This window comes from Mesorhizobium sp. M0317, assembly GCF_040321555.1.
In the GTDB taxonomy this organism is placed as follows: Bacteria; Pseudomonadota; Alphaproteobacteria; order Rhizobiales; family Rhizobiaceae; genus Mesorhizobium.
On sequence record NZ_JAMYRV010000006.1, the window covers coordinates 39405 to 55332 of the forward strand.

General features: G+C 63.8%; 14 protein-coding genes. 2 read left to right on the forward strand and 12 right to left on the reverse strand.

Features of this window, described 5'->3' with window-relative positions; translation table 11 throughout:
- Positions 1-67: 67 nt before the first annotated feature.
- The 12 genes from NKI88_RS07390 to NKI88_RS07445 all read right to left on the reverse strand — a co-directional run bounded on the left by NKI88_RS07390 (position 68) and on the right by NKI88_RS07445 (position 13728).
- A complete protein-coding gene (locus tag NKI88_RS07390) occupies positions 68-697 on the reverse strand; it encodes a hypothetical protein (protein WP_023693974.1) in 630 nt (209 codons plus the stop codon).
- Between the two features lie 77 nt (positions 698-774).
- On the reverse strand, positions 775-1530 hold the full coding sequence (locus NKI88_RS07395; protein WP_352654422.1) for an SDR family NAD(P)-dependent oxidoreductase: 756 nt from the start codon (positions 1528-1530) through the stop codon (positions 775-777).
- Between the two features lie 30 nt (positions 1531-1560).
- Positions 1561-3042 carry an amidophosphoribosyltransferase gene (gene purF, locus NKI88_RS07400; RefSeq protein WP_023672714.1) on the reverse strand — a complete coding sequence of 494 codons (1482 nt, stop codon included), beginning with the start codon at positions 3040-3042 and terminating at the stop codon, positions 1561-1563.
- A gap of 108 nt (positions 3043-3150) precedes the next feature.
- Entirely contained in the window at positions 3151-3816 is a 666-nt protein-coding gene (locus NKI88_RS07405; RefSeq protein ID WP_352654424.1) for a CvpA family protein, read from the reverse strand.
- A gap of 48 nt (positions 3817-3864) precedes the next feature.
- Positions 3865-5268 (reverse strand): DNA repair protein RadA, encoded by a 1404-nt coding sequence (radA, locus tag NKI88_RS07410; RefSeq protein ID WP_023672716.1) that lies wholly within the window; start codon positions 5266-5268, stop codon positions 3865-3867.
- 230 nt (positions 5269-5498) lie between these two features.
- On the reverse strand, positions 5499-6992 hold the full coding sequence (locus tag NKI88_RS07415) for a replicative DNA helicase (RefSeq protein WP_023672717.1): 1494 nt from the start codon (positions 6990-6992) through the stop codon (positions 5499-5501).
- Between the two features lie 221 nt (positions 6993-7213).
- Entirely contained in the window at positions 7214-8191 is a 978-nt protein-coding gene (locus NKI88_RS07420; protein WP_023705362.1) for a small ribosomal subunit Rsm22 family protein, read from the reverse strand.
- A 157-nt stretch (positions 8192-8348) separates the two neighbouring features.
- Positions 8349-9698 carry a cyclopropane fatty acid synthase gene (locus NKI88_RS07425; RefSeq protein ID WP_352654427.1) on the reverse strand — a complete coding sequence of 450 codons (1350 nt, stop codon included), beginning with the start codon at positions 9696-9698 and terminating at the stop codon, positions 8349-8351.
- A gap of 186 nt (positions 9699-9884) precedes the next feature.
- Complete coding sequence (gene rplI, locus NKI88_RS07430; protein WP_023672721.1) at positions 9885-10472, reverse strand: 50S ribosomal protein L9; 588 nt, start codon at positions 10470-10472, stop codon at positions 9885-9887.
- A gap of 266 nt (positions 10473-10738) precedes the next feature.
- Positions 10739-10987 carry a 30S ribosomal protein S18 gene (gene rpsR, locus NKI88_RS07435; protein ID WP_006203718.1) on the reverse strand — a complete coding sequence of 83 codons (249 nt, stop codon included), beginning with the start codon at positions 10985-10987 and terminating at the stop codon, positions 10739-10741.
- Positions 10987-11487: a 30S ribosomal protein S6 gene (rpsF, locus tag NKI88_RS07440; protein ID WP_023672722.1), complete on the reverse strand. Its 501-nt coding sequence runs from the start codon at positions 11485-11487 to the stop codon at positions 10987-10989. Before rpsF ends, rpsR begins: the two co-directional genes overlap by 1 nt.
- Before the next feature lie 312 nt (positions 11488-11799).
- Complete coding sequence (locus tag NKI88_RS07445) at positions 11800-13728, reverse strand: LTA synthase family protein (RefSeq protein WP_023826920.1); 1929 nt, start codon at positions 13726-13728, stop codon at positions 11800-11802.
- Positions 13729-14005: 277 nt separating this feature from the next.
- On the opposite strand from NKI88_RS07445, the gene fabD reads away from it, so the two are divergent.
- Together fabD and fabG are read left to right on the forward strand one after the other, a co-directional pair.
- A complete protein-coding gene (fabD, locus tag NKI88_RS07450; RefSeq protein WP_352654429.1) occupies positions 14006-14953 on the forward strand; it encodes an ACP S-malonyltransferase in 948 nt (315 codons plus the stop codon).
- A 60-nt stretch (positions 14954-15013) separates the two neighbouring features.
- Entirely contained in the window at positions 15014-15751 is a 738-nt protein-coding gene (fabG, locus tag NKI88_RS07455) for a 3-oxoacyl-[acyl-carrier-protein] reductase (RefSeq protein ID WP_352625997.1), read from the forward strand.
- Positions 15752-15928: the final 177 nt, after the last annotated feature.

Here is a 15928-nt window from a genome sequence, read left to right on the forward strand (position 1 = left end):
CAGGGCGATGGGGGAGGGACCTGCCGGACCATCACAGACCCGTGAACGAACCGCTCCCAGACGTCTCTCAGTTCGCGGCAAAACAGTAGAACAGGCCGTCGCCGCCGGTGCCTTTCAGCGCCTCCTGGCTGCAGCCGCCGCGCGAGGCATGCGAGGAGTTCCAGGATTTCGCCGCCGCCGACTCATCAAGGCCGGTGCGGTCGTGATGGCCCATCATCGCCGCGCCCTCCGCCCCGCTCAAGGTCCAGTCGCCGCAGGTCTGGTCGGCGAGCTTGGTGCCGTCAGGCTTCGAGCCGGTCAATATGTCGTGCCGGTTCGGCTTATCGCCGCGGCCGTTGACCACCTCGCCCTTTTCGTTGAGCGCCGTCTGCTTGGTGATGGCGTTGGCGTCGCTGTGCAGCGAGGCGACGTCATCGGCAATCTTCTCCCCCTTGGCGTTGACCCAGGGACCCTTGCCGATACGGTCGCGCGCATCGACATTGGCGCTCGAGAGATAGGCGTGCCATTCCTTGCCGGTAACCCCAGCCGCTTCCGCCAGCGAGGCGCAATGCGCGTCGGCACCCTTGAGACCGCCGAGATCGGCGCCCTTGCCGGAACCGACGCTGGTGACGAAGAAACTCATCTTGGCGTCTTGCGCCAGCGCCACGCCGGCTGTGGCGGCAATCGCGGCGGCGGCAACGAGAAGAAGTCTACGCATGTCGGTCCTCCGGTTTCGAATGTCCTACATTCGAAGAAACGTAACTGGAGGCCTGTTTAATCCCGCTACAACCCGGTTTATTCCGGCTGCCGGTAGGCGACGAAGCGGTTGTTCTTGACCTGGAAGATCAGCCCCGTCTCTTTCATCTCGGGGCTCGCCAGCGGCACGATGCGTTTTGCCACCTCTGACGGGTGCGGCAGCGTTTCCGGATCCTCGCCGGGCGCGGCCTGCGCACGCATGGCGGTGCGGGTGGCGCCGGGGTCGACCGCATTGATGCGGAGCGCCAGGCTCTGCGTCTCATGCGCCCAGGAACGCGTCATGGCTTCCACAGCCGCCTTCGACGCCGCATAGGGCGCCCAGAAGGCGCGCGCCGAATGCGCGGCCCCGGACGACATGAGAATGGCGCGGCCGGCGTCGGACAGCCTGAGCAGCGGGTCGACCGAGCGGATCAGCCGCCAGGTCGAGGTGACATTGACGGTCATTACCTTCTCGAAGGTTTTGGCCTCGACATGGCCGATCGGCGAGATGACGCCGAGCACACCGGCATTGGCCACCAGAATGTCGAGCTTGCCCCAGCGCTCGTGAATGGCGCCGCCCAGCCGGTCGATGCCGGCCATGTCTGAGAGGTCGAGAGGCACCAACGTCGCTTCGCCCTTGCCGGTTTTCGCGCGCTCGGCCTTGATCTGGTCGTCGAGTTCTTCCAGCCCGCCGACGGTCCGGGCTACCGCAATGACATGCGCGCCGGCGGCGGCAAGTTCCCTGGCGATGAAGTAGCCGATGCCGCGCGAGGCGCCGGTAACGACCGCGACGCGGCCGGAGAGGTCGAGGGTCATGCGAGCGCTTTCAAGGATAGCAGTTGGGCTTTACGCCCCGTTGTTCGCCAGCAGCGACAGCGTGCGCACATTGTCGTGGCCTTCGAAGTCGAGCAGGCGGGTCGGGTACTGGCCGGTGAAACAGGCGTCGCAGAATTGCGGCTGCTCATTGTCGCGGCTGGCTTCGCCGACGGCGCGGTAGAGCCCGTCAATGGTGAGGAAGCCGAGCGAATCGACACGGATGAACTCGGCCATTTCCTCGATCGACATGCGCGATGCCAAAAGCTTCGACTTCTCCGGCGTGTCGACGCCGTAGAAGCACGACGCGCTGGTCGGCGGCGAGGCGATGCGCATATGCACTTCCTTGGCGCCGGCGTCGCGCACCATCTGCACGATTTTCTGGCTGGTGGTGCCGCGCACGATCGAATCGTCGACCAACACCACGCGCTTGCCCTCGATCATCCGGCGGTTGGCGTTGTGCTTGAGCTTGACGCCCATATGGCGGATCGAATCGCCGGGCTGGATGAAGGTTCGGCCGACATAGTGGTTGCGGATGATACCGAGTTCGAAGGGGATGCCTGCCGCCTGGGAGAAGCCGATTGCCGCCGGCGTGCCGGAATCCGGCACCGGCACGACGATATCGGCCTCGACCGGGCTTTCCTGCGCCAATTCGGCGCCGATACGCTTGCGCACTTCGTAGACATTGCGGCCTTCGACCGAGGAGTCCGGGCGGGCGAAATAGACATATTCGAAGATGCAGAAGCGGGTCTTCTGCGGCTCGAAGGGGAACAGGCTCTCGATGCCCTTCGAGGTCACCACGACCATCTCGCCGGGCTTCAGGTCGCGCACGAAGCGGGCGCCGATAATGTCGAGCGCGCAGGTTTCGGAGGCCAGGATCCAGGCGCCGTCGAGGTCGCCGAGCACCAGCGGGCGGATGCCGAGCGGATCGCGGCAGCCGATCATCTTCTTGGAGGTCATCGCGACCAGCGAGAAAGCGCCTTCGACCTGACGCACGGCGTCGATGAAGCGCGAATTCAAATCGCGTTCCTTGCTGGTGGCAACGAGATGCAGCAGCGTCTCGGTGTCGGAGGTCGACGAGAAGATCGCGCCCTGTTTCTGCAGCGCGCGCTGCACGGTCATGGCGTTGGTGAGATTGCCGTTATGGGCGACGGCAAAGCCGCCATCGGCGAGTTCGGCGAAGAAGGGCTGGATGTTGCGCATGCCGGCGCCGCCCGTCGTGGCATAGCGCGTGTGGCCGATGGCACGGTTGCCTTGCAGGCTGTCGATGACGTGCTGCTTGGTGAAGGTGTCGCCGATCAGGCCGACATGGCGTTCGACATGGAACTGCGTGCCGTCATAGGAGACGATGCCGGCCGCTTCCTGGCCGCGATGCTGCAGCGCATGCAGGCCTAGTGTGACGATGGCCGCAGCGTCCTGCCGGCCGAAAATGCCGAACACCCCGCATTCATCGTGGAAATGATCGTCTGCTTCGGCGGAAAGGACGTCGTCCGCGTCTGCCTTCGAAACTGCCATGGGGCTCAAGCTCCGCTAAAATGGCCATATAGTGCGATAGCACCGCGAAAGCAACGTAGTCAGGCCGGAACTGCCGGGATGGCGCCTGTCCGGCACCATCCGTCCGTATCAGTTTGCCGGCGCGGCCGGAGCCGGAGCAGCGGGCGCGGGTGCGTTATCGGCCGGAGCGTCGGTCTCGTCGTCGGGCGCCGGCGTATCGTCACCGGTTGCCGGAGCATCCGCCGCCGGTGCATCGGCCGCCGGAGGCGTCTCGGCTGCCGGCTGATTCGGATTGAGCTTCTTCAGGATGGCGTTTTCCGGATCTTCGGGCAGCAGGCTTTCCAGCTTGGCGCCGATGGTCTCGAGCAGCGGCTTCGACTTGGCGTTGGCGATCCAGGCAGGGGCCTTGGCGCCGGCCAGCCAGTTGAAGAACAGTAGCGCCACGGCGACTACGAGGACGCCGCGCGCGGCGCCATAGAGGAAGCCCAGCGTACGGTCGAGCGCGCCGATCCTGGAATCGATGATCCAGTCGGCAAGCTTCATGGTGATGACGGAAACGACGATCAGCGCGATGAGGAAGACGATGCCGGCGGATGCCGCCATGGCGATCTTGTCGCTTTCGACATAGGGCTGAACGTAAGGCAGCACCGGCTTGTAGAAGAAGAATGCCGCCGCGGCGGCAGCCGCCCCGGACACGACGGACAGGATTTCGCGTGACAGGCCGCGAACCATGGCGAGCATCGCCGAGACCAGGGTGAAGCCGACGAGAATTCCGTCCAGCAGCGTAATCGGCATGTCTTTTGCCCCACTCAGATTGTCTTTTCACGGCTCGGGCGAGCCGCGTCAATCTTCCACGTCGACACGGCTGCGCCGTGAGCCGGCTATGCGTGCGACGAGATCGGCAAGTTCGGTCGGCTGGAAAGCGCCGGCCCCGATCCCCCCGACAACCTCCTCGCTGCCCAAGGGCAGAACCGCACTTCCAAAACCCAGCTTTTCGGCCTCTTTAAGGCGCTGCTGCGCATGCGCAACCGGCCTCACTGCGCCCGACAGGCTGATTTCGCCGAAATAGACGCAATCGGCGGGAAGGGCAAGACCGGTGAGCGACGAAACCAGTGCAGCGGCAACCGCCAGATCGGCCGCCGGCTCGGAAATCCGGTAGCCGCCGGCGACGTTGAGGTAGACATCGTGGGTGCCGAAGCGCACGCCGCAATGGGCTTCGAGCACGGCAAGGATCATCGACAGCCGTGCGCCGTCCCAGCCGACGACGGCACGGCGCGGCGTGCCCAATGTGGACGGCGCCACCAGTGCCTGGATCTCGACCAGCACCGGACGTGTCCCTTCCATGCCGGCAAATACCGCGGCACCCGGCGATTTTGCGTGGCGTTCGCCGAGGAACAGCTCCGACGGATTGGCGACCTCGCGCAAGCCCTTGTCCGACATCTCGAAGACGCCGATCTCGTCGGTCGGCCCAAAACGGTTCTTCACCGTGCGCAGGATGCGGTAGTGATGGCCGCCTTCGCCTTCGAAATAGAGAACGGCGTCGACCATGTGCTCGACGACGCGCGGACCGGCGATCTGGCCTTCCTTGGTGACATGGCCGACCAGCACGATGGCAGCACCGGTGGATTTGGCGTAGCGGATCATCGCTTGCGCCGAGGCGCGCACCTGGGTGACGGTGCCGGGCGCCGAGTCGGCCATGTCGGTCCACAGCGTCTGGATGGAATCGAGGATGACGAGGTCCGGCCTTCTGCCGTCGGCTATTGTTGCCAGGATATCCTCGACATTGGTCTCCGCGGCAAGTTCGACCGGCGTGTCGGCGACGCCAAGCCGCTGCGCCCGCAGCCGGATCTGCGCGACAGCCTCTTCGCCCGAGACATAGACGATGCGGTGGCCTTTTGACGCCAATGCTGCTGCGGCCTGGGTAAGCAGCGTCGACTTGCCGATGCCGGGATCGCCGCCGACCAGCAGCGCCGAGCCGCGCACGAAACCGCCGCCGGTGGCGCGGTCGAGTTCGCCAATGCCGGAGATGATCCGCGGCGCATCCTCGATGTCACCGGACAGGCTGGTCAGCACCACGGCGCGGCCCTTGCGCGCATTGCGCGTGTTGGCCGGTCCCGAGCCGATGCCGCCGGACGTGCCTTCCTCGACGAGTGTGTTCCACTCGCCGCAGGCATCGCATTTGCCGGCCCAGCGCTGATGCACCGACCCGCAATTCTGGCAGATGAACTGGACGCGCGATTTAGCCATGGAGTGATGCTGCCTGCAAATGACCGAAGGAGGGTGATCTTGCACACCCCCCTCTGTCCTGCCGGACATCTCCCCCGCAAGGGGGGAGATTGGCTATCGTCGCTGCTTTCGCCAATCCCCAACGTCGCAAGATGAGCGCCATTCGCAAAGCTGCTGATCTCCCCCCTTGCGGGGGAGATGGCCGGCAGGCCAGAGGGGGGTGTGACGGAGCGCTGCGGTAGGCCAAAAAGCTACTCGAACCTCTCCGCAATATGATGCTCTTCGGCGAGGTCGGAAAACCGTGTGAACTCGCCATGGAAGGCGAGGCTCACCGAACCTGTCGGGCCGTGGCGCTGCTTGGCGACGATGACTTCGGCCTTGCCGCGCATCTCGTTCATCTCGTGTTCCCACTTGATGTATTCGTCGGTGCCGGGCTTCGGTTCGCGGTTCTTCAGATAATATTCCTCGCGGTAGACGAACATCACCACGTCGGCGTCCTGCTCGATCGAGCCGGATTCGCGAAGATCGGACAGCTGCGGGCGTTTGTCTTCGCGGCTTTCGACCTGACGCGACAGCTGCGACAGCGCGATGATCGGAACGGAGAGTTCCTTGGCCAGCGCCTTGAGGCCGGTGGTGATCTCGGTGATTTCCTGCACCCGGTTCTGTGACGATTTCGCGCTCGACCCCTGCATCAGCTGGATATAGTCGATGACGATGAGGTCGAGGCCGCGCTGACGCTTCAGCCGCCGCGCCCGCGCCGACAGCTGCGCGATCGAGATACCGCCGGTCTGGTCGATGAACAGCGGGATCTTCTGCATGGTCTGCGAGCAGGCGACCAGCTTTTCGAAATCCATCTCCGAAATCTCGCCGCGGCGGATTTTTGACGACGAAATTTCCGTCTGTTCGGAAATGATGCGGGTGGCGAGCTGCTCGGACGACATTTCCAGCGAGAAGAAGCCGACGACGCCGCCATTGGCTGCCTTGAACGAGCCGTCGGCCTGCTGCGCCGGCTCATACATCTCGGCAATGTTGAAGGCGATGTTGGTGGCGAGCGACGTCTTGCCCATGCCCGGACGGCCGGCAATGATGATCAGATCCGACGCCTGCAGGCCACCCATGCGGCGGTCGAGATCGCGCATGCCGGTGGCGAGGCCCGACAAATGGCCGTCGCGCATATAGGCGGCGTTGGCCATGTCGACGGCGGTCTTGACCGCGTCGGTGAAGCTCTCGAAGCCGCCATCATAGCGGCCGGTTTCGGCCAGTTCGAACAGCCGCCGCTCGGCATCCTCGATCTGTTCGGACGGCGCCATGTCGACCGGCGCGTCATAGGCGATGTTGACCATGTCCTCGCCGACGGTAATCAGTGCCCGGCGCGTGGCCAGATCGTAGATGGCGCGGCCATAATCGGTGGCATTGACGACGGTGACGGCTTCGACCGCCAGACGAACCACATATTGCGCCACCGTCATGTCGCCGACCTTCTCGTCGGCCGGCAGGAAGGTTTTCAGCGTGATCGGCGTCGCCACCTTGCCCATGCGGATTAGCTCGGCCGCGACCTCGAAGATTTTCCGGTGCAGCGGCTCGTAGAAATGGCCGGCCTTGAGGAAGTCGGAGACGCGGTAGAAGGCATCGTTGTTGACGAGGATGGCGCCGAGCAGCGCCTGCTCGGCCTCGATGTTGTTCGGCGCTTCACGATAAAGCGGTTGCTGCTCCGCCACGCCGAATTTTCGCGCTGCCTCTGCCATGATGTCCCCGATTTTGATCCCGGCTTCTCGATATCAGAACGAGATAAATCGGTGCTGACCTTTCTGCATCACCGCACGACCAATCAACCTCGATGCCCCGTTGTTCACAGGGGCGGCAAACCGTCCACAGAAGAGTGTTTCCGCGCCCCGATTCCGGTTGACTCAGAAAGGCGCTGACTTCTATCCGAGTCGTTGGAACAGAGCAAGAACAATCTCGGTGATTACCCGCTTCTTCCGTCCAATGTATCGCCCCAGTCCAGCCGCCGCGCTGCCTTGAACAGCTCGCCCTCGCGCTTGGTGAAAAGTGTCTCGCCGGCGCCGCCATCCGGCTGGCACAGTTTGAGCAGCACCTTGCCGGAGCCCGATTTCGGCGGCGCAATCACGCGCGGCTGACGTACAGGCGCGGCTTGCCGCGACGCCGCGACGTAGATGAATTTCTCGTCCTCCCACGGCACGTCGGCGTCCTTGGCCAGGCGGTGCCGGCGCGAGCGGGCGACGCGGCGCGAAAAATGGCACCAGTCGGGCGGCTCAAGCGGGCAGGGCGCCTCATGCGGACAAGGCGCCAGCACGTGCGCCCCGGCCTCCAGCAATTGCCTGCGCACTGCCAGGATGCGCTGCCAGCCGGCCGGTGTGCCGGGCTCGACGATCAGCAGTGTGTCGCCGGTCAACTGCCAGAGCCGGCCGACAAGCTTCGGCAGCGATGCCGGCGCGATCTCGTCCAGCACATAGGCGCAGGTGACCAGATCGGCAGGCTTGAGATCGGCAAGGTCGATGGTCACGTCGCCGGCGCGCCAGTCCATCCTGGTGGCGATGGTATCAAGGGCGAGCGACTGGCCAACCTTGCGCACCGCGGCGCTTGCTTCAACCAGAACCGCCTCTTCGAGGTCGGGCCACAGGTCTGTAGTGGCCCAAAGCACCGTGCCAGGACCGGCGCCGACATCGAGCAAGCTCGTTGGCTGGAAATCGGGCCGCGCATAGGCGAGTTCGTCGAGACCGGCCCGTACCGCCGCGTAGGTCGCCGGCAGCCGCGTCGCCAGATAGGCTTTTACCGCCATCTCTTCGGCCATGTGCAGGCGGCCGTCGCGCAATTCGGCGCGGTAGCGGTCAGACAGCGTCTTCGCCGCCTGGCGCAGCACCGCCAGCGGTATCGTTTCGAGCAGGCGCTCGACGCCTTGTCGCAGCGAGGCGGGGAGTTCCACGCTCAGGCTCCGCGTGGCGCGAGCACCGAGGCGCGGGCGAACTCGACAAGGGTGGTGGCGATGGTGGGCAGGCAGGTCATTAAAAAAGGTCTCGCGAGAACGAGACCTTTTTCAGTGTCAGAGCCGTCAATGGCAAGCGGCAATCGCAATCGAGGCGTTATTCGCGATCCGCCACCTTGCGACGGCGCGCTGGCTTGGCCGCAACGGACCTGACAGCAACGGACCTGGCAGGCACAGACCTGGCGACAGCAGGCTCGGCGGCCGCCGCCTCCTGACGATGCCCCATTTCGCGCATTTCGAGCGCCTTTTCACATTTGGCCATGTAGTCGCGCGTCATCGGCAGCGTGTCGTTCTTCTTGGCGATCTGGATCTGGAAGATCACCAGATCCTGCCAGCGGAAGGCGGCTTCCGAAGCCGCCAGATAGAACTCCCACATCCTGCAGAAGCGCTCGTCATAGATGGCCTTGGCCTTGTCCCGGTTGGCGGCAAAGCGCTGGCCCCAATGCTTCAGCGTATCGGCATAGTGCAGCCGCAGAATCTCGATGTCGGTGACTACAAGGCCCGACTTCTCGATCGCCGGCATCACCTCCGACAGCGAAGGAATGTAGCCGCCCGGAAAAATGTACTTGCGGATGAAGGCGCTGGTCGCCCACGGCACGCCGGAGCGGCCGATCGTGTGCAAGAGCATGACGCCGTCCGGCTTCAACAGCGTCGCCGACTTGTCGAAGAAAGTGCGGAAGTGGTTGACGCCGACATGCTCGAACATGCCGACCGAGACGATGCGGTCGAAGCGTTCGTTGAGTTCGCGGTAGTCCTTGAGGTCGAAATGCACGCGGTCCTGCAAGCCTTGCGCATGCGCCCGGTCGGTGGCGACGCCGTGCTGCTCGGTCGACAGCGTCACGCCTTGCACGTCGACATCGAAAGCCTTGGCGAGATAGAGGCCGAGCCCACCCCAGCCGGAGCCGATATCGAGCACGGTCTGGCCGGCCTTTAGCCTGAGCTTGGCGGCGATATGGCGTTTCTTGGCCATCTGCGCCTCGTCGAGCGTCATGTCCGGCTGTTCGAAATAGGCGCAGGAATACTGCATGTCGTCGTCTAGGAAGAGCCGGTAGAGGTCACCCGACAAATCATAGTGGCGCTGCACGTTGCGGCGCGCCCGTGATGCGGTGTTGATCTGCTGCAGGCGGCGAAAGGCGTGGCGCAGACCCTCGATGGCCTTCGACCAGGTGGCGTCGATACCGCCGCTGCCCATGTTCTGGAAGGCGATGCGCATCATACCCAGTACGCCGCCCTCGATGATGTCGAGTTCGCCGTCCATATAGGCTTCCGGCACGGCCAGCATCGGATCGAAGGTAATGGCGCGCTCGGCATGCGCGGTCTTGATGTGCATACGCACCGGCTCGCCGCTGCCGTCGCCGAAAACCACTGTCGAGCCCTTCGGCCCGGTGACTTTCAGATTGCCCGTACGCACCAGGCGGTCGAGAACGCGCTTCAACAGAATATTCATCACCAAATGTCCCCTCACGGTCAGACTGGCGGACCAATTCTGCAACAATATATAGGGGTTCGAAAAGTTCCATTTGGCACAAAAATGCCCGGGCGAGAGGCCCGGGCATTGGTCCAGAAAGGCTGGATGACGAGGAAGTGATTGGAGCGCTGCTCCCCTCGCTTCCCGATCAGGCCCCGTGCGGGATCAGGCGTTGTCTTCTTCGCCGCCTTCGAACTCGGTGTTCGGGTCGAAGAAGTTCTCCGGCCGTGCGTTGTCGTTGATGTCATCGCCATAGATGGCTTCGGCGGTGGTCAGCGTCTCGCCCTTGGCCTGGCGCTCGGCTTCGTCGGCCGTGCGGGCGATGTTGAGGCTGATGGTGACCTCGACTTCCGGATGCAGCGCAATCGCCACATTGGTGACGCCGATAGTCTTGATCGGCTGGTTGAGCTGGATCTGGTTGCGGTTGACCGAGAACCCTTCGGCGGTCAGCAGGTCGGCGATGTCGCGGGTCGACACCGAACCGTAGAGCTGGCCTGTCTCGCCGGCCGAACGCACGGCGATGAAGCTCTTGCCGTCGAGCTTTTCGGCAACCTGGCTGGCTTCCGACTTGCGCTCGAGGTTGCGCGCTTCGAGCTGCGCGCGCTGCCCTTCGAACTTCTTCTTGTTGGCTTCGTTGGCGCGCAGCGCCTTGCCCTGCGGCAAGAGGAAGTTGCGGGCAAAGCCGTCCTTGACCTTGACGGTATCGCCCATCTGGCCGAGGCGGGAAACGCGTTCGAGAAGAATCACTTGCATGGTCTTATTCCTTCGTCTGGGCACCGACCGCGGGATCGGCGCCGAATTGAATGGAACAGGTCAGGAAGCTCTGAGCGCCTTGGCGCCGGTGTCGCTGTCCTGCCTGTCGCGGCAGTTAGAGGCTTTTCACCTCAACTCGGGATTTCAATGCACGTCGCCAAGAGTGGTCCCGGTTTTGGGACAACGACATGCATCATCAAATTACCCCTGCGGCGCCCGTCGCCGTGGGAGAAGGAAGCAGGCGGCGAACCGCCTGCTCGAAAGTCTTAGCGAACCACGTAGGGCAGCAGGCCGAGGAAGCGGGCGCGCTTGATCGCCTTGGCGAGTTCGCGCTGCTTCTTCTGGCTTACGGCGGTGATGCGCGACGGCACGATCTTGCCACGCTCGGAAATGTAGCGCTGCAGAAGACGCACGTCCTTGTAGTCGATCTTGGGCGCGTTGGCGCCGGAGAACGGGCAGGTCTTGCGGCGGCGATGGAACGGGCGCCGGGTCGGGATCTGATTGATGTCGACCATTATTCTGCACCTCCTTCAACGCCTTCGCGCGGACGGCGCGGACCACGATCACCACCGGCGTCGCCAAATGAGCGCGGCGGACGATCGCCACGGTCGCCGCGGTCACGGTCGCCAAACGAGCGCGGACCACGATCACCACGGTCGCGGTCGCCGAAGCCGCCGCGTTCCGAGCGCTCTTCGCGCTTCTGCATCATGGCCGACGGGCCTTCCTCATGCGCCTCGACCTTGACGGTCAGGAAACGCAGCACGTCCTCGGACAGGCCCATCTGGCGCTCCATCTCGTTGAGCGCTGCCGGCGGGCAGTTGAGGTCCATAAGCGTGTAGTAAGCCTTCCGGTTCTTGTTGACCCGGTAGGTGAGGGACTTCAGTCCCCAGTTCTCGACCCGGCCGACGGACCCGCCATTTGCGGAGATGACGCCCTTGTACTGTTCGACAAGCGCATCGACCTGCTGCTGCGAGAGGTCCTGCCGGGCAAGGAACACATGTTCGTATAAAGCCATAGTGGTTCAGTGCCTTTCTTCGTTTCTCTCCCGGATCCTCGCGGCAAAAGCCTCTGCAACTTCTCTGACCCGCTGATCCCGAAGGGGCGGGGAAGAAAGGAGCATTTCGAGACGGTCGAGAGCGGAGACACGGGAGGCGGAAGCGCTTCTGGCTTCACACGAAGGTTTTGGGTAAAACCTCCGGCCCTCCGTTCAGCCCCCAGCAAGGACCGGCAGATTGCGGGCGTCTATATAGCAAATTGTCTGGAAGGCAAGGGTAACGCATGCTCCGGACAGCGTCCTGGCGTCGCAGGGTTGGAAAAATACCAGGCATCAACTCGTATGCGGGGTACCACCGTTGATCGTTTCGGGGAAGAAATCCGGAGCCGCCTTACGCTTGCCGAACATCATGTCGTATTGCAGCAAGCGGTAATCGTTGATCGCCGGATCAACGTCCTTCTGCCGCGCCCAGTCCGGCGTGGCCTCACCTGACGGTGTCAAAAGCAGATTGCGGTCGACGACGCGATAGCGTTCGCGCAGCGCGCCCAGGAAGCCGGTGTAGTAGGGGTGCGTGATCCCGGCCGTTGTCAGGATGTGGTAGGGCAGGAAGGCCGGGCTCACGGCGCCCATATCCTGCGCCGGACCGGTACGGTTAGACCAGATGACCAGCGGCGTCTGATGATGCTCCAGTGCCGCCGCCGGCGTCGGTTCCTTGCGCGGCGCGACATTGTCCTTCAGGTAACCGGTTTCGACATAGACGGGGCCGAGCGGCGGCAGATGGTCGCCGAAGAAGGCGATGACCGTCGGCCGGTCGCGCTTCTTCGCCCATTCGATCAGCCGCTCGAGGCCGCGATCGGCATCGGCGGAGCCTTCGGCATAGCTGAGCAGCGATTCCCGCGCCCATGTGCTGATCGGCGCCGCGACCTTGTGGGTCGGATTGTAATAGCGGTACGGCTCGTAGGGACCGTGGTTCTGCAGGCTGACGGCGAAGAAGAACACCGGCCGCTCGCTGGCGTCGGCCTCTGCGATGATCTCGTCGGTCATCGAGGCATCGGAAGCCAGCGGCCCGCGCTTTTCCAGTGGCGGCAGCGTCTCTTCCGAGCGGAAATCGTTGAAGCCGAAATCGGCATAGACGGCGCCTCTGTTCCAAAACCAGTTGGTGCCCGGATGGATGGCGCGCGCCCGGTAGCCCTCGCTTTTCAGGAAGGTCGCCAGCGACGGCGTCGGCGTGCGCACATATTGCTGGTAGGGGATCGAGCCCGCCGGCAGGAAGGCATTGGAAAAGCCGGTCAGCGCCTCGAATTCGATGTTGGCGGTCATGCCGCCGAATTCCGGCGAGAACATATAGCCGGAACGCAGCGCCCGCACATTGGGGATCGGGTCAGGCGTGATTGTGACGCCGGGCAGCTTGGTCGGATCCCAGAAAGATTCGCTCATCACCACGATGATGTCGGGTTTCTCATCCGGTACCGAGGCCGCCACATCAGGCCTGTCGATCGCGTCGATCGCCTTGTCGGAATAGCCCGCCGGCGCCGAGACATGCGCCATCGGCACGTTGAGCGCGAAGGCCAGCGCAAACCCGTTGGAGGCGTAGTTCTCCTTCTGGTCCCACATGATCGGGATGATCTGCAGCCGGTCGCGGGTCCACGAGAAGGTGGCGTAGTCCATGATCGAGACGAAGAAGGCGAGCAGCGGCACTGCCAGCGTCAGCCGCGCCAGCCGCCCTTTGCGGCTGAGGATCGGAACCTTGCGGCGCCACAACCGCCAGCCATAGATCAGCAGCGACAGGCCGGCGACGATGCCGACCGCCATGGCGAGCGCCGTCCAGGGCCGTTCGCGCACCAGGAGCGGCATCAGTGCCATGATCTGGCGCGAATAAAGAAAATCGGTTGGGTAGAGTGGATCGCCGAGATAATGCGACTTCTGATGCCCGACAAAGGCCAGCGCCAGCGTCAGCGGCGCCACGATCATCAGGCTCTGGTGACTGCGGCCAAGCACGGCGTCCAGTCCCATCAGCACCAATGCAAAGACAATGATGGTGGTCCAGCCCGGCTTGAATGGCTGCAGGAAGAAGTCGACCGTGCCGAAGAAGTCGCCGCGCACGATCCATTCGATGGCGAACACCAGGATGGCGGAGGCAAGCAGCGTGACCAGACCGTAGCGGATGACCGGCCATCTGCGCCCCGGCAGGTAGCCGGTGGACGGATCGTCTTCCAAGAATTGTGGCGCGGGTACGGCCGCGCCCTTCCTGATCCTAGCCACGTCTCTTCCCCCGGCCCAAGCAACGCGTATTTCCACTCGCGCCACCGTTCTGTCATAGAACTGTCATGCAAAAGCTAGCGCCTGTGGCGAAAATAAGAAGAGCCAGCAAACGATTCGTGAGCGGTTTTCATCAGGTGTGATCGGCAAAAAGCCTTTGGGAACAGGGACTCGAGGTCAGCTCCGGTTCAAGCGAGAGCCGAAATGCCGCCTCCGGGCTTGACTTGACGGTCCGCCTTGCGTCACAGGCAGGAAAAATCAGCCGCTGGAGAGCGCCCAAATGGCCGTCGCATTCACCTTTCCGGGACAGGGCAGCCAGGCTGTCGGCATGGGCAAGGACCTCGCCGACGCCTTCCCCGAGGCACGCAGGGTGTTCGAGGAAGTCGATGATGCGTTGGGCGAAGAGCTGTCGAAACTGATCTGGGAAGGCCCGGAAGAGGCGCTGACCCTGACTGCCAATGCCCAGCCGGCGCTGATGGCGGTCTCGCTGGCGGCGATCCGCTCGCTGGAAGCGCGCGGCTTTTCGCTGAAGGACAAGGTTGCCTACGTTGCCGGTCATTCGCTCGGCGAATATTCCGCCCTTGCCGCGGCCGGTTTCGTTTCGGTCGCCGATGCCGCCCGGCTGCTGCGCATCCGCGGCAACGCCATGCAGGCGGCGGTGCCGGCCGGCGAGGGCGCCATGGCGGCGATCATCGGACTGGAACAGCCCGACGTCGAAGCCGCTTGCACCGAGGCCGCAACGGGATCCGGCAAAGTCTGCCAGATCGCCAACGACAATGGCGGCGGCCAGCTGGTGATCTCCGGCGCCAGGGCGGCGGTGGAACTCGCCGCGAAACTGTGCACCGAAAAGGGCGCCAAGCGGGCGCTGATGCTGCAGGTCTCCGCCCCCTTCCATTCGGCGCTGATGGCGCCGGCGGCCGATGTCATGCGCGAGGCGCTGGCCGGCGTGACCAAGAATGCACCGGTCGTGCCCGTCGTCTCCAACGTCACTGTAGCCCCGAGCAGCGACCCCGACGAGATCGCGCGCCGCCTGGTCGAGCAGATCACCGGCCGCGTGCGCTGGCGCGAAACGGTGGAGTGGTTCGGCGCCAATGGCGTCGCCACGCTGTTTGAGATCGGCGCCGGCAAGGTGCTTTCCGGCCTGGCGCGGCGGATCAGCCGCGACATCGCCACATCGGCCGTCGGCACGCCGGCCGATGTCGAGGCGGCGCTGGCCGCGCTTGCATAATCCACTGGCGATTCAACCCCTCCCGTGGGAAGGGTGTTCTCTTAAGATCAGGAGACGAAAATGTTCGAACTGACCGGCCGCAAGGCGCTCGTCACCGGCGCATCGGGCGGCATTGGCGAGGCGATTGCCCGGGTGCTGCATGCGCAAGGCGCCATTGTCGGCCTGCACGGCACCCGCATCGAGAAACTGGAGACCCTGGCCGGCGAACTCGGCGACCGGGTAAAGCTGTTCCCGGCCAATCTTGCCGACCGTGACGAGGTCAAGGCGCTTGGTCAGAAGGCCGAAGCCGAACTCGAAGGCGTCGACATACTGGTCAACAATGCCGGCATCACCAAGGACGGCCTGTTCGTGCGCATGGCGGACGCGGATTGGGACAGCGTGCTGGAGGTGAACCTCACCGCCGTGTTCCGGCTGACCCGCGAGCTGACCCATCCGATGATGCGCCGCCGCCATGGCCGCATCATCAACATCACCTCGGTGGTCGGCGTCACCGGCAATCCTGGCCAGACCAATTATTGCGCCTCCAAGGCCGGCATGATCGGCTTTTCCAAGTCGCTGGCGCAGGAGATCGCCACCCGCAACATCACCGTCAACTGCGTCGCCCCGGGCTTTATCGAATCGGCCATGACCGACAAGCTCAACGACAAGCAGAAAGACGCGATAATGGCCGCGATCCCGACGCGCCGCATGGGCACGAGTGGTGAAGTGGCGTCGGCCGTCGCCTATCTCGCCTCCAACGAGGCAGCCTACGTCACCGGCCAGACCATCCATGTCAACGGCGGCATGGCCATGATCTGACGGGATATTGCCGGGTGATAAGAAGACATGGCCGGCTTGTGAAAAGAGACCATTTCGCCTTGGACCTCAGCCATTTTTCGTGTAATGCGGCCCGCAACCCGGCGGTTCGGGCAAAAACCGGTCCGGCATCGTTGCGTTTCCGGCAGGACCATCTTTCAGCTTGATTAGCGGCATTCT